Source organism: Variovorax sp. MPBD4-3 (genome assembly GCF_058809745.1).
This window is the reverse complement of the sequence record NZ_JBXASW010000033.1, coordinates 24,675-42,825: the sequence shown is the minus strand read 5'-3', so window position 1 is coordinate 42,825 and position 18,151 is coordinate 24,675. Positions and strand designations below refer to the sequence as shown.

General features: G+C 68.4%; 22 protein-coding genes and 1 tRNA gene. 8 read left to right on the top strand and 15 right to left on the bottom strand.

Annotated elements, in window-relative coordinates; translation table 11 throughout:
* Positions 1-37 precede the first annotated feature (37 nt).
* The 3 genes from AC1RVW_RS18980 to AC1RVW_RS18970 all read right to left on the bottom strand — a co-directional run bounded on the left by AC1RVW_RS18980 (position 38) and on the right by AC1RVW_RS18970 (position 2,789).
* Positions 38-727, bottom strand: a complete 690-nt coding sequence (locus AC1RVW_RS18980) for a DUF2242 domain-containing protein (protein WP_493201751.1) — start codon at positions 725-727, stop codon at positions 38-40.
* A gap of 97 nt (positions 728-824) precedes the next feature.
* Positions 825-1,478 (bottom strand): nucleoside/nucleotide kinase family protein, encoded by a 654-nt coding sequence (locus AC1RVW_RS18975; protein WP_493201749.1) that lies wholly within the window; start codon positions 1,476-1,478, stop codon positions 825-827.
* Positions 1,479-1,514: 36 nt separating this feature from the next.
* On the bottom strand, positions 1,515-2,789 hold the full coding sequence (locus AC1RVW_RS18970; protein ID WP_409194383.1) for a Glu/Leu/Phe/Val family dehydrogenase: 1,275 nt from the start codon (positions 2,787-2,789) through the stop codon (positions 1,515-1,517).
* A 233-nt stretch (positions 2,790-3,022) separates the two neighbouring features.
* Here AC1RVW_RS18970 and AC1RVW_RS18965 point away from each other — a divergent pair, with 233 nt between their 5' ends.
* Positions 3,023-3,445: a hypothetical protein gene (locus AC1RVW_RS18965; RefSeq protein ID WP_106936641.1), complete on the top strand. Its 423-nt coding sequence runs from the start codon at positions 3,023-3,025 to the stop codon at positions 3,443-3,445.
* Between the two features lie 145 nt (positions 3,446-3,590).
* Positions 3,591-4,058: an Lrp/AsnC ligand binding domain-containing protein gene (locus tag AC1RVW_RS18960; protein ID WP_081266040.1), complete on the top strand. Its 468-nt coding sequence runs from the start codon at positions 3,591-3,593 to the stop codon at positions 4,056-4,058.
* Positions 4,059-4,062: 4 nt separating this feature from the next.
* On the opposite strand, the gene AC1RVW_RS18955 is transcribed toward AC1RVW_RS18960, so the two are convergent.
* Positions 4,063-4,773, bottom strand: coding sequence for a YggS family pyridoxal phosphate-dependent enzyme (locus AC1RVW_RS18955; RefSeq protein ID WP_493201746.1), 711 nt, complete (start codon positions 4,771-4,773; stop codon positions 4,063-4,065).
* A 51-nt stretch (positions 4,774-4,824) separates the two neighbouring features.
* Here AC1RVW_RS18955 and AC1RVW_RS18950 point away from each other — a divergent pair, with 51 nt between their 5' ends.
* Positions 4,825-5,868, top strand: coding sequence for a type IV pilus twitching motility protein PilT (locus AC1RVW_RS18950; RefSeq protein WP_081266042.1), 1,044 nt, complete (start codon positions 4,825-4,827; stop codon positions 5,866-5,868).
* 136 nt (positions 5,869-6,004) lie between these two features.
* Positions 6,005-7,141: a PilT/PilU family type 4a pilus ATPase gene (locus tag AC1RVW_RS18945; RefSeq protein ID WP_081266043.1), complete on the top strand. Its 1,137-nt coding sequence runs from the start codon at positions 6,005-6,007 to the stop codon at positions 7,139-7,141.
* A 104-nt stretch (positions 7,142-7,245) separates the two neighbouring features.
* Here the strand turns inward: AC1RVW_RS18945 and AC1RVW_RS18940 are convergent, their stop codons facing one another.
* Both AC1RVW_RS18940 and AC1RVW_RS18935 read right to left on the bottom strand, forming a co-directional pair.
* Positions 7,246-8,796, bottom strand: coding sequence for an MFS transporter (locus AC1RVW_RS18940; protein ID WP_493201743.1), 1,551 nt, complete (start codon positions 8,794-8,796; stop codon positions 7,246-7,248).
* Positions 8,793-9,275: a MerR family transcriptional regulator gene (locus tag AC1RVW_RS18935; protein WP_106936638.1), complete on the bottom strand. Its 483-nt coding sequence runs from the start codon at positions 9,273-9,275 to the stop codon at positions 8,793-8,795. The genes AC1RVW_RS18940 and AC1RVW_RS18935 overlap by 4 nt, the downstream gene beginning before the upstream one ends.
* Before the next feature lie 87 nt (positions 9,276-9,362).
* On the opposite strand from AC1RVW_RS18935, the gene AC1RVW_RS18930 reads away from it, so the two are divergent.
* Complete coding sequence (locus AC1RVW_RS18930; protein ID WP_493201741.1) at positions 9,363-10,271, top strand: NAD(P)-dependent oxidoreductase; 909 nt, start codon at positions 9,363-9,365, stop codon at positions 10,269-10,271.
* A 43-nt stretch (positions 10,272-10,314) separates the two neighbouring features.
* Here AC1RVW_RS18930 and AC1RVW_RS18925 read toward each other — a convergent pair whose 3' ends face one another.
* The 3 genes from AC1RVW_RS18925 to AC1RVW_RS18915 all read right to left on the bottom strand — a co-directional run bounded on the left by AC1RVW_RS18925 (position 10,315) and on the right by AC1RVW_RS18915 (position 12,217).
* Positions 10,315-11,121, bottom strand: a complete 807-nt coding sequence (locus AC1RVW_RS18925; RefSeq protein ID WP_493201740.1) for a BON domain-containing protein — start codon at positions 11,119-11,121, stop codon at positions 10,315-10,317.
* On the bottom strand, positions 11,118-11,762 hold the full coding sequence (locus AC1RVW_RS18920; protein ID WP_081266048.1) for an SIS domain-containing protein: 645 nt from the start codon (positions 11,760-11,762) through the stop codon (positions 11,118-11,120). Before AC1RVW_RS18920 ends, AC1RVW_RS18925 begins: the two co-directional genes overlap by 4 nt.
* Positions 11,763-11,848: 86 nt before the next feature.
* The gene (locus tag AC1RVW_RS18915; RefSeq protein WP_493201738.1) at positions 11,849-12,217 is read right to left on the bottom strand and encodes a YraN family protein; all 369 of its coding nucleotides are present in this window, start codon (positions 12,215-12,217) and stop codon (positions 11,849-11,851) included.
* Between the two features lie 46 nt (positions 12,218-12,263).
* Here AC1RVW_RS18915 and rsmI point away from each other — a divergent pair, with 46 nt between their 5' ends.
* On the top strand, positions 12,264-13,211 hold the full coding sequence (rsmI, locus tag AC1RVW_RS18910) for a 16S rRNA (cytidine(1402)-2'-O)-methyltransferase (RefSeq protein WP_454906541.1): 948 nt from the start codon (positions 12,264-12,266) through the stop codon (positions 13,209-13,211).
* On the opposite strand, the gene AC1RVW_RS18905 is transcribed toward rsmI, so the two are convergent.
* Both AC1RVW_RS18905 and AC1RVW_RS18900 read right to left on the bottom strand, forming a co-directional pair.
* A complete protein-coding gene (locus AC1RVW_RS18905; protein WP_493201736.1) occupies positions 13,208-13,744 on the bottom strand; it encodes an RNA 2'-phosphotransferase in 537 nt (178 codons plus the stop codon). The two genes, rsmI and AC1RVW_RS18905, sit on opposite strands and share 4 nt — an antisense overlap.
* Positions 13,741-14,637 carry a LysR family transcriptional regulator gene (locus AC1RVW_RS18900; RefSeq protein ID WP_493201734.1) on the bottom strand — a complete coding sequence of 299 codons (897 nt, stop codon included), beginning with the start codon at positions 14,635-14,637 and terminating at the stop codon, positions 13,741-13,743. The genes AC1RVW_RS18905 and AC1RVW_RS18900 overlap by 4 nt, the downstream gene beginning before the upstream one ends.
* Before the next feature lie 97 nt (positions 14,638-14,734).
* Between AC1RVW_RS18900 and AC1RVW_RS18895 the strand changes: the two genes are divergently transcribed.
* A complete protein-coding gene (locus AC1RVW_RS18895; protein WP_493201732.1) occupies positions 14,735-15,232 on the top strand; it encodes a hypothetical protein in 498 nt (165 codons plus the stop codon).
* Positions 15,233-15,246: 14 nt separating this feature from the next.
* On the opposite strand, the gene AC1RVW_RS18890 is transcribed toward AC1RVW_RS18895, so the two are convergent.
* Together AC1RVW_RS18890 and AC1RVW_RS18885 are read right to left on the bottom strand one after the other, a co-directional pair.
* The gene (locus AC1RVW_RS18890; protein WP_493201730.1) at positions 15,247-15,975 is read right to left on the bottom strand and encodes a glutathione S-transferase; all 729 of its coding nucleotides are present in this window, start codon (positions 15,973-15,975) and stop codon (positions 15,247-15,249) included.
* 76 nt (positions 15,976-16,051) lie between these two features.
* Positions 16,052-16,855 carry a sulfite exporter TauE/SafE family protein gene (locus AC1RVW_RS18885; RefSeq protein ID WP_493201784.1) on the bottom strand — a complete coding sequence of 268 codons (804 nt, stop codon included), beginning with the start codon at positions 16,853-16,855 and terminating at the stop codon, positions 16,052-16,054.
* A gap of 134 nt (positions 16,856-16,989) precedes the next feature.
* Between AC1RVW_RS18885 and AC1RVW_RS18880 the strand changes: the two genes are divergently transcribed.
* On the top strand, positions 16,990-17,757 hold the full coding sequence (locus AC1RVW_RS18880) for an AraC family transcriptional regulator (protein ID WP_493201729.1): 768 nt from the start codon (positions 16,990-16,992) through the stop codon (positions 17,755-17,757).
* 27 nt (positions 17,758-17,784) lie between these two features.
* On the opposite strand, the gene AC1RVW_RS18875 is transcribed toward AC1RVW_RS18880, so the two are convergent.
* Together AC1RVW_RS18875 and AC1RVW_RS18870 are read right to left on the bottom strand one after the other, a co-directional pair.
* A complete protein-coding gene (locus AC1RVW_RS18875) occupies positions 17,785-18,012 on the bottom strand; it encodes a hypothetical protein (RefSeq protein ID WP_081266057.1) in 228 nt (75 codons plus the stop codon).
* Between the two features lie 51 nt (positions 18,013-18,063).
* Positions 18,064-18,138, bottom strand: a tRNA-Arg gene (locus tag AC1RVW_RS18870).
* Positions 18,139-18,151: the final 13 nt, after the last annotated feature.

Genomic DNA, 18,151 nt, shown 5'->3' with positions numbered 1-18,151 from the left:
GGATTGTAAGACTCATCTTATTATCTGGCGACCGGCGTCAGCCCCGGTTCGGCGACGAGTTCACGGGGTAGGTGGTGGCGGGGCCTTCGGCGGGCACCGGCGCCGCGGCCGGTTTCTCGGGCTTTTCTTCCTGGGGCGCGTCGGCCTCGTCTTGGGGCCCGTCGAGGAAGCGGTCGAGCAGCGCGAAGAAGCGGTCGTAGAAGAGCTCGTCGGTCAGCGTCTCGCTCGCGACCTTGACCATGGCGTCGTCGCTACCCGAGAACGGCAGCGAGAGCGAGCCGATCGCGCCCACGCCGAGGCTGGCCGAGTTGTTGACCTTCTTGATGCCGTAGCGGTCCTGCAGGGCCGTCGCGAAGGCCACGGTGTTCTTGCTGGCCTTGCCGCCGCCCCGCGTGCTCTCGCGCGCGCAGACCACGCGGAACTCGACCTCCACATGCACCTCGGCCGCCGGCTGGAAGCTCTTGCGCCCGGTCACGAGGTCGGCGTTGGCCGCGGTGATCATGTAGCCCTGGCTCAGCAGCGCGCGGCGCGCGGCTTCGCAGGTCTCGGCCTCGGTGGCCTGGTAGTCGCGCGTGTGGGTGGTGGTGGAGCCGAAGGCCTCGGGCTCGTAGTTGACCTTGCGCTGGGCGACACCGCCGCAGCCGGCCAGTACGAGTGCGGACGAAAGGCCCAGCAAGAGGATCGGTGCGCGAAGAGAACGGAAGTGCATGGGGTGCATGGACGGCATGGAGCGGCGAATGCTAACCGGCGCATTTGCCGGCAAGGCTTCGAGCGCAGCGGCGCGCCGGCGTTCCCTGTCCGGCATGAAAGTTTTCCTGGCGGACTCAGCCCCAGGGCAGCGCGTGGTGCGCGCGCACCCGCGTGGCCGCGATCAGCCGCGCATTGGGCGCGTCGGTGCCGGCCACCCAAGCGCGCGCCTCTTCGAGGCTGCGGCCGAACTGCTGGTGGCGCCGCACCAGCCGCTCTTCGCGCAGCGCGTCGTCGATGTCCACGTACCAGACCTCGTCGAGCATCGCCGCCGCGCCGGCCCATGGGCCCACGTCGTGCAGCAGGTAGTTGCCTTCGGTGATGACGAGCTGCGTCGTCGGCAGCACCGCGATGGCGCCGGCCACCGGCTCCTCGATCTCGCGGCGGAATTCCGGCGCATAGACGATGTCGCCGTCGGGCCGCTGCTCGCGCAGGCGCTGCAGCAGCGCGACGTAGCCGGCGCTGTCGAAGGTGTCGGGCGCCCCCTTGCGGCCGGCGCGGCCGAGCCGCTGCAGCTCGACGTTGGCCAGGTGGAAGCCGTCCATGGGCACGACCTGCGCACGGTCGGCGCCCACCAGCGCGAGCAGCGCCGCAGCGAGCGTGGACTTGCCCGCGCCGGGCGCGCCGACCAGGCCCAGGAGCTTGCGCCGGCCGCCGGCCAGCAGGGCTTGCAGGCGGGCGGCGCTGTCCGCGGGAAGGGGAGGAAGTTTGTGCGCGGGGGTTGTGCTCATCCCCCGAGCGTAGCGCCGCCGGGCGCCGAAAAGAGATCAGGGATACAGGCCGCGTTCCTGGCGCGCCATCAGGATGCGCTCGCAAGCAACCGCGTACGTCGCGGTGCGCAGCGTGATCTTGTGCTTGTCCGCCGTGTCCCAGATCTGGTTGAGCGCGTTCATCATGATGCGGTCGAGGCGCACGTTGATCTCGTCCTCGTCCCAGAAGAAGGACGAGAAGTCCTGCACCCATTCGAAGTAGCTCACGGTCACGCCGCCGGCGTTGCAGATCACGTCGGGCACCACCAGCACGCCGCGCTCGGCGAGGATGTCGTCGGCGGTCGGCACCGTGGGGCCGTTGGCGCCTTCGAGCACCAGCTTGGCGGTGGTCTTCTGCGCGCGCTCGGCGGTGATCTGGCCTTCGAGGGCGGCCGGGATCAGGATGTCGCAGGCGACGTTCCAGAAGTCTTCGTTCGGCACGATGTCGCCGCCGGCCTTGAAGGCGACCACGCCTTCCTTGTTGGCCACGGGAATCAGCTTGGCCAGGTCGAGGCCGTTGCTGTTGACGATGGTGCCGGTATGGTCCTGCACCGCGACGATCTTGGCGCCCGCTTCGGCGAAGAGTTCGGCAGCGACGGAGCCCACGTTGCCGAAGCCCTGCACCGCGATGCGCGCGCCGCGCAGGTCCATGCCCAGGCGCCGCGCTGCTTCACGGCCGGTGACGAACACGCCGCGGCCGGTGGCCTTCACGCGGCCGAGCGAGCCGCCCAGGTGCAGCGGCTTGCCGGTGACGACGCCGGTGGCGGTGCCGCCGACGTTCATCGAGTAGGTGTCCATCATCCACGCCATGATCTGCGCGTTGGTGTTGACGTCGGGCGCGGGGATGTCGGTGTGCGGGCCGATGATGATGCCGATCTCGCTGGTGTAGCGGCGCGTGACCTTCTCCAGCTCCTGCAGCGACAGCTTCTTGGGGTCGACGCGGATGCCGCCCTTGGCGCCGCCGTAGGGCAGGTTGACGGCCGCGGTCTTGATGGTCATCCAGGCCGACAGGGCCATCACTTCCTCGAGCGTGACGTCGGGGTGGAAGCGCACGCCGCCCTTGCCGGGGCCGCGGCTCATGTTGTGCTGCACGCGGTAGCCCTCGAAGTGGGCGATGGTGCCGTCGTCCATCTCGATGGGCACGTCGACGATGAGCGCGCGCTTGGGGCGCTTCAAGGTTTCGACCCAGCGGGCCAGCGGGCCGAGGTATGGCACGACGCGGTCGACCTGCGAAAGATAGGTGCCCCACGGGCTGTTGGCGGTAGGGCTGACGAAGGAGAGTTTTTCGCTCATGAGAGATCCCTTGGTTGAACGGGTGGCCGCAACGATAGACCTCCACCGCGCGTTGCGCCATGGCTTATGCGCGCCGCGCTGGCGGTTATGCAAGAGACGTTAGGGCGCCTCGCGCGAGTGATGAGCGGCACAGATGACAGAACCGTCATCGACGGGTTATCGATCCGGCGGATCCACTTCTTAGAGTTGTCTCGACCGATCAACACACAAGCAACCACATCAAGGAGTTACGCATGAAGAAGCCCTCGTCCACCGCCCGCCTGCTGGCCACCACCGCCGTCGCGGCCCTGCTCGGCGCAGCCGCCGCGCCCAGCCTTGCCGGCAACTATGCGGAAGGCGATCCGCGCCCGGTGCCGATGACGTCGTCCACCACCCGCGCCGCGGTGGCCGCCGACGCGCAGCAGTGGCTGAAGGCCGCGCCGACGCAGGGCTACACCGACGCCATCGCGCAGGCGCCGGCCGTGGTCTCGACGAACACGCGCGCCGCCGTGGCGGCCGACACGCGGCTGTGGCTGCAGTCGGGGCTCGCGGCCAAGCAGAACGGCGAAGCCGGCGCCGATGCAGCGCAGCCGGGCTACCGCCAGGCCGCCGCGGACTACAGCAGCCGCAAGGCCGCGGCGCAGGCCCAGGCACAACCGGGCACAACGCTGCGCTGAGCGGCGGCAAAAAAATGCTCCTGCTTCCGCGGCAAGGGTAGGCAATGGGTAGGCCAAGGCATTTCCTTGGTTCTATCTCCTATGGCCGGCACTCGCAGGCCGCATTTTCTTCAAGTGATCGATGGGCGAGCCGGATAATCCTCCGATGCTCGACCTGGACCGCATCGATCTGCGCCTGCTGAAGATTCTTCAGGAGGATGGCCGCATCACCAACCTCAAGCTGGCCGAGGCGGTGGCGCTGTCCCCTACCGCGGTGCTGGCGCGGGTGCAGCGCCTGACGCGCGACGGCTTCATCCAGGGCTACGAGGCGCGGCTCGATCCGCAGAAGCTGGGGCGCGGCTTCACCGTGTTCGTCGAGGTGCTGCTCGACCGCACCACGCCCAACGTGTTCGACCAGTTCAAGGCCGCCGTGCAGGTGCGCGACGAGATCATGGAATGCCACATGGTCGCCGGCGGCTTCGACTACCTGCTCAAGACCCGCATGGCCGACATGGCCGCTTACCGGGAGTTCGCGGGCACCGTCCTCTGGCAACTGCCCGGCGTGCGGGAGACGCGAACCTACGCGGTGATGGAAGAGGTCAAGAGCAGCGCACGGCTGCCGCTAGGGATCTGAGCTTTCAGGCGGGGCCGGCGGGCTTGCGCGCCCGGCCGCCGAAGATGGCGGTGCCCACGCGCACCATCGTGCTGCCCGCGCTGATGGCGGCTTCGAGGTCGGCGCTCATGCCCAGCGAGAGCGTGTCGAGCGCGATGCCCGCGTCGCGGATCGATTCGAAGATGGCATGCGCCCGCAGGAACAGCGCGCGCTGTGAAGCGAAGTCGGGCGCCGGCTCGGGGATCGCCATGAGCCCGCGCAGCCGCAGCTGTGGCAAGGCCGCCACAGCCTGCGCCAGCGGCAGTGCCTCTTCGGGCGTCACGCCGGACTTGTTGGCGCCGCCGTCCACATTAACCTGAAGGCATACATTCAGCGGCGGCAGGTGCGCCGGCCGCTGGGCCGACAGGCGCTCTGCAATCTTGAGCCGGTCGATGCTGTGGACCCAGTCGAAATGCTCGGCCACGGGCCGTGTCTTGTTGCTCTGCAAGGGGCCGATGCAGTGCCATTCGAGCTGGGCGCGCAGGTCGGCCAATGCCTCGATCTTGTCCAGCCCTTCCTGCACGTAGTTCTCGCCGAAGGCCGACTGGCCTGCCGCATGCGCCTCGCGCACCGCCTCCGGCCCGAAGGTCTTGGACACCGCCAGCAACCGCACCTCGGCCGGGTCGCGGCCGGCCGTTACACACGCCTGTGCGATCCGGTTGTTTACTTGCTGGAGGTCGTCGCCAATCATCGTCATAATCGTCCAAAATCGTATCAAAACGTCACCGAACTCGATTCGAGGAGCCCCGTGGACATCACCCAACTGCTGGCATTCAGCGTCAAGAACAAAGCCTCCGACCTGCATCTTTCCGCGGGCCTGCCGCCCATGATCCGCGTGAACGGCGACGTGCGCCGCATCAACGTCGACGCGCTCGACCACAAGGGCGTGCATGCCATGGTGTACGACATCATGAGCGACACGCACCGCAAGCACTACGAAGAGTTCCTGGAGGTCGACTTCTCGTTCGAGATCGACGGCCTGGCGCGCTTCCGCGTCAACGCCTTCAACCAGGCACGCGGCGCGGCGGCGGTGTTCCGGACCATTCCCTCGAAGATCCTGACGCTGGAGCAGCTGAACGCGCCCAAGATTTTCGGTGAACTGGCGCTCAAGCCGCGCGGGCTGGTGCTGGTGACGGGTCCCACGGGCTCGGGCAAGTCGACCACGCTGGCGGCGATGGTCAACTACCTCAATGAAAACGAGTACGGCCACATCCTCACGGTGGAAGACCCGATCGAGTTCGTGCACGAATCGAAGAAGTGCCTGATCAACCAGCGCGAAGTGGGACCGATGACGCTGTCGTTCTCGAACGCGCTGCGCTCCGCACTGCGCGAAGACCCGGACGCGATCCTGGTGGGCGAGCTGCGCGACCTGGAAACCATTCGCCTGGCCATGACCGCGGCCGAAACGGGCCACCTGGTGTTCGGCACGCTGCACACCTCGTCGGCCGCCAAGACCATCGACCGGATCATCGACGTGTTCCCGGGAGAGGAAAAGGAAATGATCCGCGCCATGCTGTCGGAGTCGCTGCAGGCGGTGATCTCGCAGACGCTGTGCAAGACCAAGGACGGCCAGGGCCGCGTGGCGGCGCACGAGATCATGCTGGGGACGCCGGCCATCCGGAACCTGATTCGCGAGGCCAAGGTGGCGCAGATGTACTCCACCATCCAGACCGGCCAGGGCCAGGGCATGCAGACGCTCGACCAGAACCTGACGGATCTGGTGCGGCGCAATACCATCTCGGCTGCGGAAGCCCGCGGCAAAGCCAAGATCCCCGAAAACTTCCCCGGCTAGTCATGAGGCCCCCCGGCTTTTCACTTCGCTGCGCTGCGTGTAACTCCACCCCCCAGGGGGGAGGCGCGGCCGCCTTGGGGCGGCCCGGCGGTCGGCCGCCAGCGGGTTCAATCTAAACAGATCAAGGAGCGCTCTCATGGAACGCGATCAAGCCAGCCAGTTCATCAACGACCTGCTCAAGCTCATGGTGAGCCGCGCCGGCAGCGACCTGTTCATCACCGCCGACTTCCCGCCGGCCATCAAGGTCGACGGCAAGGTGACCAAGGTGTCGCAGCAGGCGCTGGGCGCGCAGCACACGCTGGCGCTCACGCGCTCGATCATGAACGACCGCCAGACGGCGGAGTTCGAGCGCACCAAGGAGTGCAACTTCGCGATCTCGCCCACCGGCATCGGCCGCTTCCGCGTGAACGCGTTCGTGCAGCAGGGCAAGGTCGGCATGGTGCTGCGGACCATTCCCGCCAAGCTGCCCACCATCGACAGCCTGGGCATGCCCCAGGTGCTTAAGGAAGTGACGATGAGCAAGCGCGGCCTGTGCATCCTGGTGGGTGCCACGGGCTCGGGCAAATCGACCACGCTGGCCGCGATGATCGACTGGCGCAACGAGAACTCGTTCGGCCACATCGTGACGGTGGAGGACCCGGTGGAATTCGTGCACCCGCACAAGAACTGCGTGGTGACGCAGCGCGAAGTGGGCATCGACACCGACAGCTGGGAAGCCGCGCTGAAGAACACGCTGCGCCAGGCGCCCGACGTGATCCTGATGGGCGAAATCCGCGACCGCGAGACCATGGAACACGCGGTGGCCTTCGCCGAGACCGGCCACCTTTGCATGGCGACGCTGCACGCCAACAGCGCCAACCAGGCGCTGGACCGCATCATCAATTTCTTCCCCGAGGAGCGCCGCGCGCAATTGCTGATGGACCTGTCGCTGAACCTGCGTTCGCTGGTGTCGCAGCGGCTGGTGCCCACCGAGGACGGCCTGGGCCGCGTGGCGGCGGTCGAGGTGCTGCTGAACACGCCGCTGATTTCCGACCTGATCTTCAAGGGCGAGGTGGGCGAGATCAAGGAGATCATGAAGAAGAGCCGCAACCTGGGCATGCAGACCTTCGACCAGGCGCTGTTCGACCTGTTCGAGAGCCACTCGATCACCTTCGAGGACGCGATCCGCAACGCCGACTCCGCCAACGACCTGCGTCTGCAGATCAAGCTCAACAGCCAGCGCGCGCGCAGCACCGACCTGGCCGCCGGCACGGAGCATTTCGCGATCGTCTGAAACAGCAGCCCCCCGGCTTTTCACTTCGCTTCGCTGCGTGTAACTCCACCCCCCATGGGGGAGGCGCGGGCCGCCTTGGGAGCGGCCCGGCGGCGCCCGCCGACTCAGTCGATCGTCTTCTGCCACGCGGCGAACGCGCCCGCCGCCAGCGCAATGACCGCCATCGCGGTGAAGCCGTCGAGCGAGGCCATGAAGGTGGCCTGCTGTTCGAGCGTTCGCCAGAGCGTGCCCAGCGCCATTGCATGTGCCTCGACCGCCGCATGGCCGGCCGCGGCGAAACCGTGGGTCAGCGACTCCAGCGCCTGCATGAAGGCGGCGTTCGCGGGGTTGGCCGATTCGCTCAGGCGCACTTCGTGCTGCGCCAGGCGGTGCTGCTGCAATGCGATCACGCTCGACGTCGCGAATGAAATCGCCAACTGGCGCACGAGGTTCTTGAGCCGGTAGCCGTGCGCGAATTCTTCCGCCGCGAAGGGCCTGAAGGTGAGGTTGGCCACGGGCAGCACCACGAACAGCATCAGCAGGCCGCGCAGCAGCAGCGGGGCCAGCAGGGCCTCTCGCCCCGCCTGCGGCGTGACCCGCGACAGCCACCACGCCGCCAGCGCCGCGATGCCGAAGCCCGCGACGATGAGCCACTTCTTGCGCGTCAGCCGCGCCGAATAGCGCAGGTAGACGAACACCAGCAGCCCGGTGGCGAGCGAGGCGGCGCCGGTGAAGTAGCCTGTATTGCCCACCGTGAAGCCGAGCCCGCCTTCCATCAGGCGCGGCAGCAGGTAGCTGAAGCCCGTCGAGAGGTAGTAATAGACGACATAGAGCGCGAGCCCCACGCGGAACGACGCATTGCGCAGCGCATGCAGCCGCACCAGCGGCGCGGGGTGCCGCCACTGCTGCCAGCCGAACCATGCGAGCCCCGCGACGCCGGCGAGCGTGAGTCCGATCAGCGCGGGCGAGCCTGTGAACAGCTCGAAGTGCGAGCGCGTGAGCACCACCTGCAACGCGGCCTGCGCCAGCGCGAACACGACGTAGGCGATGTAGTGCGGCTCGGTGCGTTCGTGCGGCGCGACGTCGCCGATGTCGGGCAGCGTCCAGAGCACCAGCAGGCCGATCAGCACCGCAACCGGCGCGGTGCTGGCGAACAGCCAGCGCCAGTCGAAGTTGGTGACCAGAAAGGCGCCGGCAATGGGCGCCAGCGCGCCGCCGAACACGATGAGCACCATGAAGGCCTTCAGCGCCTGGGCCCGTCGCGCGGGCGCGATGCCGATCTGGATCAGGATGCGGCAAGCGCCGAGCATCGGCCCGACGAAGTAGCCCTGCACCGCGCGCGCGGCCGTGAGCTGCATCGAGCTGTCGCAGAGCGCGGCACCCACGCCGCCCAGCGCGAAGGCGAACATGCAGACCGCGAGGTAGCGCCTGTAGCCCAGCCGCTCGACCCACGCATGCTGGTGCAGGATGCCCAGCACCGCGCCCAGCGCATAGGCGCTGGAGGCCCACACCAGTTCGTCGGGCGAGGCGTTGACGCCGCCGGCGATGTAGCTCGCGAAGAAGGCGAACAGCGCGTTGTCGAAGTAGTCGATGGCCGTGACGAGGCCGATGGCCCAGGGCAGCAGCGCGACCGCGGCATTGCCGCGCGAAGGCCGCGCCAGGGCCGGGGAGCTCATGGCGCCGGCCGCTCCTTGCGGCGCTGCTCCAGCGCCTCTTCCACCGGCTCGCCGGCAAGGCGGCGCTCCACGTAGTCGAGGTCGCGCCGCAGTTGCGCCTGCAGCGCCGCGGCCTCCTTGAGTTCGCGGCGAACCTGGGCCACGCGCGCATCCAGCGTCGAGAGCTGCCCGGTCAAGGTTTCGCGCAAGGTCTTGAGCGATGCGTTCGACAGGCGCGGACGGCCGCCTTCGGCCGGCGCTTCCATCGGCTGCTGCAGCATCGTGGTGATGGCCGTGAGCGAGAAGCCCAGCGAACGCATGCGCAGCACGCGCGCGAGCTTGTCGAGGTCGGCCTGCTCATAGAGGCGGTAGCCGCCTTCGCTGCGCTCCGGCACCACGATGCCCAGCTCTTCGTAGTACTTGAGCGTGCGCGGCGTGACCTCGAGCCGGGCCGCGGCGTCGCGCACGGTGATGGTCCTGGCGGGGTTCGGCGTGGTCATGATGCCCCTATTTTACCCAAACCTGTACGTTCACGTACAGGTTTGCGTCATCGCACCGGTCGCGGAATGGCTTTAAGCTGTCGCCCCATGAGCAGCATCAACCCCCGCACCTACGAATCCGTCCCCGCGCAGACCGTCGCCTTCCTGGGCCTCGGCGTCATGGGCGGCCCCATGGCCGGCCACCTGGCCAAGGCCGGCCACAGCGTCACGGTCTACAACCGCACACCGGCCAAGGCCCAGGCCTGGGTCGCCGAATTCGGCGCACCGGGCCGCCATGCACCGACCCCGCGCGAGGCCGCCGCGGGCGCCGACATCGTGTTCTGCTGCGTCGGCAACGACGACGACCTGCGCTCGGTGGTGCTGGGCGACGACGGCGCCTTCGCCGGCATGAAGAAGGGCGCGGCATTCGTCGACCACACGACCGCCTCGGCCGACGTGGCGCGCGAGCTGGCGACGGCGGCACAGACGCTGGGCCTGCATTTCATCGACGCCCCGGTCTCGGGCGGCCAGGCCGGTGCGCAGAACGGCGCGCTCACCGTCATGTGCGGCGGCGACGCGGCCGTGTTCGAGCGCATCAAGCCGACGGCCATGGCGTTCTCGCGCGCGGTCACGCTGCTGGGCGAAAGCGGCGCCGGCCAGCTCGCGAAGATGGTGAACCAGATCGCCATCGCGGGGCTGGTGCAGGGCCTGTCCGAAGCCATCGCCTTCGGCCAGCGCGCCGGGCTCGACATGGAAGCCGTGCTGGGCGTCATCAGCAAGGGCGCGGCCCAGAGCTGGCAGATGGAAAACCGCGGCAAGACCATGATCGAGGGCAAGTTCGACTACGGCTTCGCGGTCGACTGGATGCGCAAGGACCTGGGCCTGGTGCTCGACGAAGCCAAGCGAAACGGCGCGCGCGTGCCGGTGACGGCGCTGGTCGACCAGTTCTATGCCGACGTGCAGCAGGCTGGCGGGCGGCGCTGGGACACTTCGAGCCTCATCACCCGCCTCAAATGAGAAAAGCCCGCTGAGCGGGCTTTTTCAATTCGGGCGCGTTCTTTCAGCGAACCGGCGCGGTCGTCGCGCCGCTGGCCGGCAGCGGCTCCATCGGCGGCAGCGGCACGCGCGACGATGAAGAAGAAGCCGGCACCACCGTCGACGAAGGCGCCGACGGCGTAGCCGATGTCACCGGCGCGGGGCCCTGGCCGCCGCGCTGCGCCGCGGCCTGGTTTGCCGCCTGGCTGGCGGCCAGGTCGGCCTCGGAGACGACCTCGACCACGCGCACCACCTTCACCACGCCCGTCACGCCACGCGTGATTTCGGTGGCGCGGTCGGTTTCGCGGCGGGTGGCGATGCCCATCAGGTAGACCACGCCACGCTCCGTCACCACCTTGAACGAGTTGGCGAAGATGTCCTTGGCGTCGAGCAGCGAGGCCTTCACCTTGCCGGTGATGTACAGGTCGTTCGAGCGGTCCTGGAAGGTGCTCGAGCTGCCCACGGTCAGCTCGTTGACCACCGAGCGCACATTGACGATACGGCTCACCTCGTCCTCGACGCGTCGGCGGTCGGCGTCGCTGCCAACGGCGCCGGTCAGCAGCACCTGGCGGTTGTAGCTGGTGACGCTCACGTACATCTGGTCGTTGGCGATGTCGCGCACCCGGGCAGCGGCGCGCAGCTCGATGCCCTGGTCGTCGAGTTGCGCGCCCGAGCTGCGGCGGTCGGTCGCCACCATGCCCACGCCCACTACCGCGGCGCCGCCCACCACCAGCGGCACGCAGGCGGAAAGGCCCGCGACCAGCACGCCCCCCAGGGTGAGCGCGATGGCGAAACGTCGGGCCGGTGTCGTCTTCATGGTTGCGAGGTTCATGGGGAAACTTCCTGTTCTCCGAGTAACTGGGCATCCACGCCGTCGCACAGGCAATGCAGCGCGAGCAGATGGACTTCGTGGATGCGTGCCGCACGCTCGTGCGGCACGCTGATCTGGACGTCGGTTTCGCGCAGCGCGCGGCCGATGGCGCCGCCGGTGCCGCTGCTGCCCGCGCCCGGCGCCGAAGGTGCGCCCGAGGCGGCATTGCCCAGCAGCGCGACCACGGTCATGTCGCGTTCGTGCGCGGCCGTCACGGCCGCGAGCACTGCGGCCGATTGGCCGCTGGCGCTCAGCGCGAGCAGCACGTCGCCGGCCTGGCCGAGCGCGCGCACCTGGCGGGCGAAGCGGTCGGCGTCGATGGCGTTGGCGCTGTCGGCATTGGGGTCGGTGGTGTCGCCGGGCAGCGCGATGGCGCCGAGCTCGGGCCGCTCGCGTTCGAAGCGACCCACGAACTGCGCGGCGAACTGGGCCGCCAGCAGCCCCGACACGCCGGCACCGCAGGCGAGCACCTTGCCGCCGCTGGTCACGCAGGCCAGGATGGCCTGCATTGCCTGAGAGATGGGTTTGCTGAGGACCGGTCCGGTCTGGTATTTGAGGTCGGCACTATCGATGAAGTGCTGCTGAATCCGTTGCTCGAGCATGAGGCGGGATGATAACTGGGGGCTGTGAAACAAGACGTGTGAGTTGTGGAGCCTTCAAGAGGGCTTCAGTTCCCGCGAAAGAGGCATCAGCCGGCATCGAAGGCCGCCTGCAACCAGGTGATTTTGTCCTCGACCAGCACCACGTCGAAGCGGCACGGCGGCAGCGTGCGCAGCTGGTTCAGGTAGTGCCGCGCCGCGAACACGATGCGCCGCTGCTTCAGGCCGGTGATGCTGCCGCCCGCGCCGCCGTGCGTGCCGCTGCTGCGCTGGCGGACCTCGACGAAGACCAGCGTGTGGTCGCGCGGATCGCGCATGATCAGGTCGATCTCGCCGCCGCCGCGCCCGGGCGTCCGATAATTGCGCGCGACCAGCACCAGGCCGGCGTCCTGCAGATGGTCGAGCGCGGCGTCTTCCGCCGCATCGCCGCGATGCTTCGTTGTGGTGTCGGTCTTCATGGCTCCCTGCCTGCAATCTTCTTGTTCGATCTGACGGAGAAACCTCTTGGCTTCACTCGCCCCTGCTTCTTTCGGCGCCGCCCTCGCGGCCGCGCACGACGCCGCGGGTGCGCAGCATTATCCGCAAGGCACCCTCTACGTGGTCGCCACGCCGATCGGCAACCTGGCCGACATCACCTTGCGCGCACTGCATGTGCTGCAGCTGGTCGACGCGATCGCCTGCGAGGACACGCGCCACACCCAGAGCCTGCTGCGCGCCTACGGCATCGACCGGCCCGGCGCACGGCTGCTCGCGGTGCACCAGCACAACGAGGCCGAGGCCGCGCAGGCCGTGGTCGCGCGGCTCGCGCAAGGTGAGCGCATCGCCTACGTCAGCGACGCCGGCACCCCCGGCGTGAGCGACCCCGGCGCGCGGCTGGCCGCCGCCGTGCGCGCGGCGGGCCAGCGCGTGCTGCCGCTGCCCGGGGCCAGCAGCGTGACCACGCTGGTCGGCGCGGCGGGCCTGGTGGCCGACGGCGGCGACGGCAACGCCAGCAGCGCCTTCGTGTTCGCCGGCTTCCTGCCGAGCAAGGCCGGCGAGCGCGACACCGCGGTGCAGGCGCTGTCGCAGGAACCCCGCGCCGTGGTGCTGCTGGAGGCGCCGCACCGCATCGAGAGCCTGGCGCGCGCCCTCGCCACGCTGGGCGAACGCCGCATCACCGTGGGCCGCGAACTGACCAAGCAGTTCGAGGAAATCGCGACCGTCGCGGCCAGCGCCCTGCCCGACTGGTTCGGCGCCGACCGCGACCGCACGCGCGGCGAGTTCGCGCTGGTTCTGCATCCGGTGGCGGTCAGCGGCGACGGCGGTGCCGAGGGCGAGCGGGTCCTGCGGCTGTTGCTGGCGGAACTGCCGGTGAAGACGGCGGTGAAGCTGGCCGCGGAAATCAGTGGTGCGCCGCGCAATACCTTGTATGAATTGGCGCTGCGCATTCGCAATGGCGCGGAAGACGCCTAGCCCGACAGAAACTCCGGCGGCACGGCTGCGGTCAGCCAGACACCGTTCTCGGCGCAATGAAAGGCGTGCCCCAGCGCATGCATGCGGCCTGCGTCGACCACGAGCACATGCGCCTTGCCATGCCGGCGCCCGACTTGCACCGCGGTGGCTTCGTCAGCCGACAGATGCACATGCTGCCGGGCGCCCGGCAAGAGCCCCTGCGCGCGGATCGCGTCGAGAAAACGCGTGGCCGTGCCGTGAAAAAGCAATGCTGGCGGTGCCAACGCTTCGAAGCCGCGGCTGACTTGCTGCGTCGAATGGCCTTGCAGGGCGCGGATGCGGCGCCCATCGGCGGACAGCTCATAGCGCTTCTTCGTGCCCGAGTCGACCGCCTGCACGACGTCCGCCCGCGCGAGGTCGCGCCCTCCGGCCACGGCGCCCGCCACCAGCGCATCGATGTCGGCCCAACCTTCCGCATCGAGCCGCAGGCCGACCGATTCCGGCGCGTGACGCAGCACGTAGGCGATGAACTTGCTGGCGCTCTCGGGCGTCATGGCGCGGCCTTCCAGTGATCTCGATGCGTCAGCAGCGCGTCCATGAGCCTCTGTGCGTGCGGTGTCGGAGGGCGATCGGCACCGTGGAACATGTGATATTCGAGCGGCGGATAGCCCTGCAACGGAATCGCCACCAGACCCTTTGGAATGCGGCAGCAGGCGTTGACCACGGCAAGCCCGAAACCCAGCTGAGCGAAACGCAGCATCAGTTCCCAGCCATTGGCTTCGAGCGACGGCTGCCACGGCACCGACTCCGCCTGAAGCAGTCGGCCCAGCATTTCGCGGTGCGGCCGCCCTTCCGGTGGCACGATCAGTTGAGCGTCCTTCAAGTCGCGCAGGCGCACCGATTTGCGTGAAGCCAGGGCATGCGCGCGCGGTACGACCAGTACCTGGCCCACGACCGTGAGGCGCACCGCCGCCAGGTCTTCAGGCGCAGTGCCCAGGGGCGCAATGCCGAGTTGCGCCTGTCCGGCCCGCACCGCCTGTATTGCTTCGTCCCGGTTGCGCGTGAGCAATTGCAGGTGCGGCGAGGCGCCAGGACCCGAGAACTGCGACAGAGCCTTGCCCAGTAGATAGAGATAAGCCCCCTCGCCCGCAGCCAGCGTGACGACCGGCTGGTCTCGCCCAGCGGCAAGGCCTTTGACGAAGCGTTGGTTGAGCGCGAGCAGCTCCCGCGCATGCCGTGCGACCTGCTCACCTGCGCTGGTGAGCACGAGCGCGCCACCGATCCGCGTGTACAGCCTCGCATCAAGCTGCTCGGCCAATTTGCGCACTTTGGCATGCAGGGCCGGCTGGCTGATGTGAAGCAGGCGCGCCGACTCGCTGAAGTTCAGCGTGTCTGCGAACACAGCAAAAGACTGAAGTGCGTCGAGATTGGTGCGAGGAACATCCATCTATCCATTTTATGGATAGCGCATCCAACATCAGTAGTTCCTGGTGATTGGCTTCATTCCTACGATTCGCCTGCTTCAAACACAAAGGGAATCAGAAATGCAAGACTCCACTCATCTCCCCCGGCTCGGCATCGACATCGGCCGCGTGCTCATCGCCGCCGAAGGCGCTGGCGGCGCGGACACCTCGTTCATCGGCGGCTCGCTGCAAGACGCACTGGCGACGCCGCCGTACGAAGGCATGTTCGACGCCGTCGCGCCGCTGGTCGAAAGGTTCGAAGGCCGCGTCTGGCTGGTCTCGAAGTGCGGCCCCAGCGTTCAGGCAAAGAGCCGTGCGTGGCTGCAGCACCACCGCTTTTTCGAACGCACCGGCATCGCACCCGCCAACCTGCGCTTCTGCCTTCAAAGGCCGCAAAAGGCCGATCACTGCCGCGACCTGCGCATCACGCACTTCATCGACGACCGCACCGACGTGCTGCGCCATCTGGAGGGCATCGTGCCGAACCGGTATCTCTTCGGCCCGCAGAGCAAGCCGGTGACAGTCGCAGGACTGGTGCTGCTGCCGTCGTGGAACGATGCGGCTGCAATCGTGGCCTGAAGGTTCAGCCGCCGTCAGCCGTCCAGCTCCGCATAGCGCCTGAAGATCCCGTCTTCATTGAACGCGATGCGCCGCGGGCTCTGCAGGTAGTCGTGCACCCGCTGGCGGCGCTTGACGTTGCCATGCAGCTTCTCGACCGCCGGCGTTGCAGCCAGCGCGCGCGCCGTGGCCTTGGGGAATGCATAGCGCAGGCCATCCACCAGCTGGAACAGCGACAGGTCCGCGTAGGTCAGCGTGTCGCCGACCAGGTGCAGGCTGCCCGCCGGGTTGCGCTGCAGCACCTGTTCGAACCAGTCGAGGAACTTGGGGATGCGCTCTTCGCGAAAGGCCTTCGCGCGCTGCATGGCGGCGTCGCGCTGGTCTTCGTAGTAGGCGCCGGTCGATATGGGATGGTGCGTGTCGTGCGCCTCCGCCACCGCATCGGCGATGGTGAGCTGCAGTTGGTGCGTCCACAGCCCGTCGGACTCGCCCACGCCCGACAGGCCCAGCCGTGGCCCGAGGTACAGCAGGATCGCGGCGGTCTGGCCGACCACGATGTCCCCGTCGACGAGGAAGGGCGGCGCGAACGCGGGGCGCGCATTGCCTGCATCGCCGAGGCGGCGGCCCAGCGCGGACTCTCCACCGCCTTTCGACTCGGGCAGCCGCGCCACGTCGACGTAGTCGGCACCGGCCGCCTCGAGCGCGAGCCGCACGAATTCACCGCGGCCCTGGATGGTGGGCCAGTAATGGAGTTGGTATGGCATGCGGCCATGGTGTCATGGCTCGGCGGGCCGCTGCAAGGCTTTGCCGCGAAGCATCGGCTTCGGCTGACATGCACGCTCAGCGCAGCACCATGCCCGCCAGCACCGCCACCAGCAGGCCCAGGTACACCCAGGTGTGGATGCGGTCCGGAATGCGGCCGATCAGCGGCGCGGCCATGCGCACGCCAACCAGCGAACCCGCCACCAGCGCGGCGAACGCGGGCACGTCCACGTAGCCGATGTGCCACCCTTCCAGCGACGAGGCCGAGTTCCATGCGAGCCCCATGTAGGTCGCGGTGCCGGCCAGCGCAACAGGCAGCGACAACGGGTTGGCCATGGCGGTGGCATGCGTCATGGCGGCGCCCCGGCGGCGCATCAGCGGCACGGTCATGACGCTGCCGCCCACGCCGAGGAACGCGGCGATCAGCCCGATGACGAAGCTGCCGAAGCTCGCGACCCGGCCCGACAGCGGGCGTGCCGCGGCGGGTGCGGTGTGCTTGAGAAAACCGGGGCGGAACACGCAATCGAGGATGGTCGCGCCGAGGTACGCGATGAAGGCCCAGCGCACGAACTCGCCATCGGCCGCAACGGCCGCCGCAGCTCCCACCACGGCGCCTGCGCCGATGGGCCGCAGCAGCGGACGCACCTGCGCCCAGTCGAGCGTGCCGGCGCGCTGGTGCCGCCGCGTGGCGAGCATGGCGCTGACGATCATCACGCAGGTCGAAGTGGCCACGGCGATGTGCATGGCGGACTGGCCGGTGGCGCTGCCCGCGCCGTGTTTCGCGATCAGCGCACGGTAAAGCAAGGGAACGACGACAAAGCCGCCGCCAAAGCCGAACAGCACGGTGGTGGCGCCTGCCAGGCAACCGAAGCCGGCAAGCATGAGATGGATCGACACGAAACGCTCCTGGGCATTGAGGACAAGACCGTCACGATAGGTCGGCGCGGCTTGGCGCGCTTGCGCATGTGGGCCAATAATGTTCGCGTTTCGGCCAACCCGCTTTTTTTGCCGACCCTATGCGCAATGTTCCGCTCGACTCCGTGGATGCCATCGCCCGCGCGGTGTTGGCCATAGGCACCGACTACCCGCCGGGCACGATGCTGCACACGCACAGCCACCGGCGCGCGCAGTTCCTTTACGGGGCGACCGGGGTGATGGAGGTCGGCACCGACGACGGCGCCTGGGTCGTGCCGCCGCAGCGCGGCGTGTGGATCCCGGCCGGCAAGCCGCACCGGGTGCGCATGCTCGGGGTGAGCACGCGCAGCCTCTACATCGAGCCGCGCGACGTGCCGCGCAAGGGCGACCAGTGCGAGGTGCTGAACGTGTCGCCGCTGCTGCGACAGCTGCTGATGGAAGCGATCGAGGTGCCGATCGAATACGACCGACAGGGCCGCGATGGTGTGCTGATGCGCCTCGTGCTGCACGAGGTGGCGCGCGCCGAGGCCTTGCCGCTGCTGCACGTGCCGCTGCCGCGCGACCCGGCGCTGGCGGGGCTCTGCGTGGAATTTCTCAGGCGGCCCGGCATCCACGTGGCGCCGTCGACATGGGCGGCGCAGTTGAACATCAGCGAACGCACCTTCAACCGCCGCTTCGGCCTCGAGACGGGCATGGCTTTCGGCAAGTGGCGTCAGCGCGCCTGCGTGCTGGTGGCGCTGTCACGGCTCGCGGCGGGCGAGCCGGTGACGGTGGTGGCGCTGGACATGGGCTACGACAGCCCGGGCGCGTTCTCGACGATGTTCCGCAAGACGCTGGGGCGCCCGCCCTCGCATTTCACGATGGGGTAGCAGCGCTTCGGGGGCCGGAGCGCAGGCTCACCAGAACTTCCACCATGGCCGCGGCGCCTGCCGCAACGCCAGCGGGCGGGTGTCGAGGTCGTCGGTGTTCTGCGGCGCGATGGTGTCGCCCGAGCGGCGCCGCATTTCGGTTTCGAGGGCATGTGCGATGCCGCGCGCCTTTTTCTCGCCGCGCAACGCGCGCCGCCGCCATTCGGCGGCATGCGCTGCCAGGCTGGCCTCGTCCAGATCAGTCAACTCCGTCATGGGTGGGAAAAAGAAAAACCGGAAGCTTTTGGGAGCTTCCGGTCTGGTATGTGGTCCCGCCGCCAGGAATCGAACCTGGATCTCAGCCTTCGGAGGGCCGAATTCTATCCGTTGAAATACAGCGAGAGAGGGCTCCGGC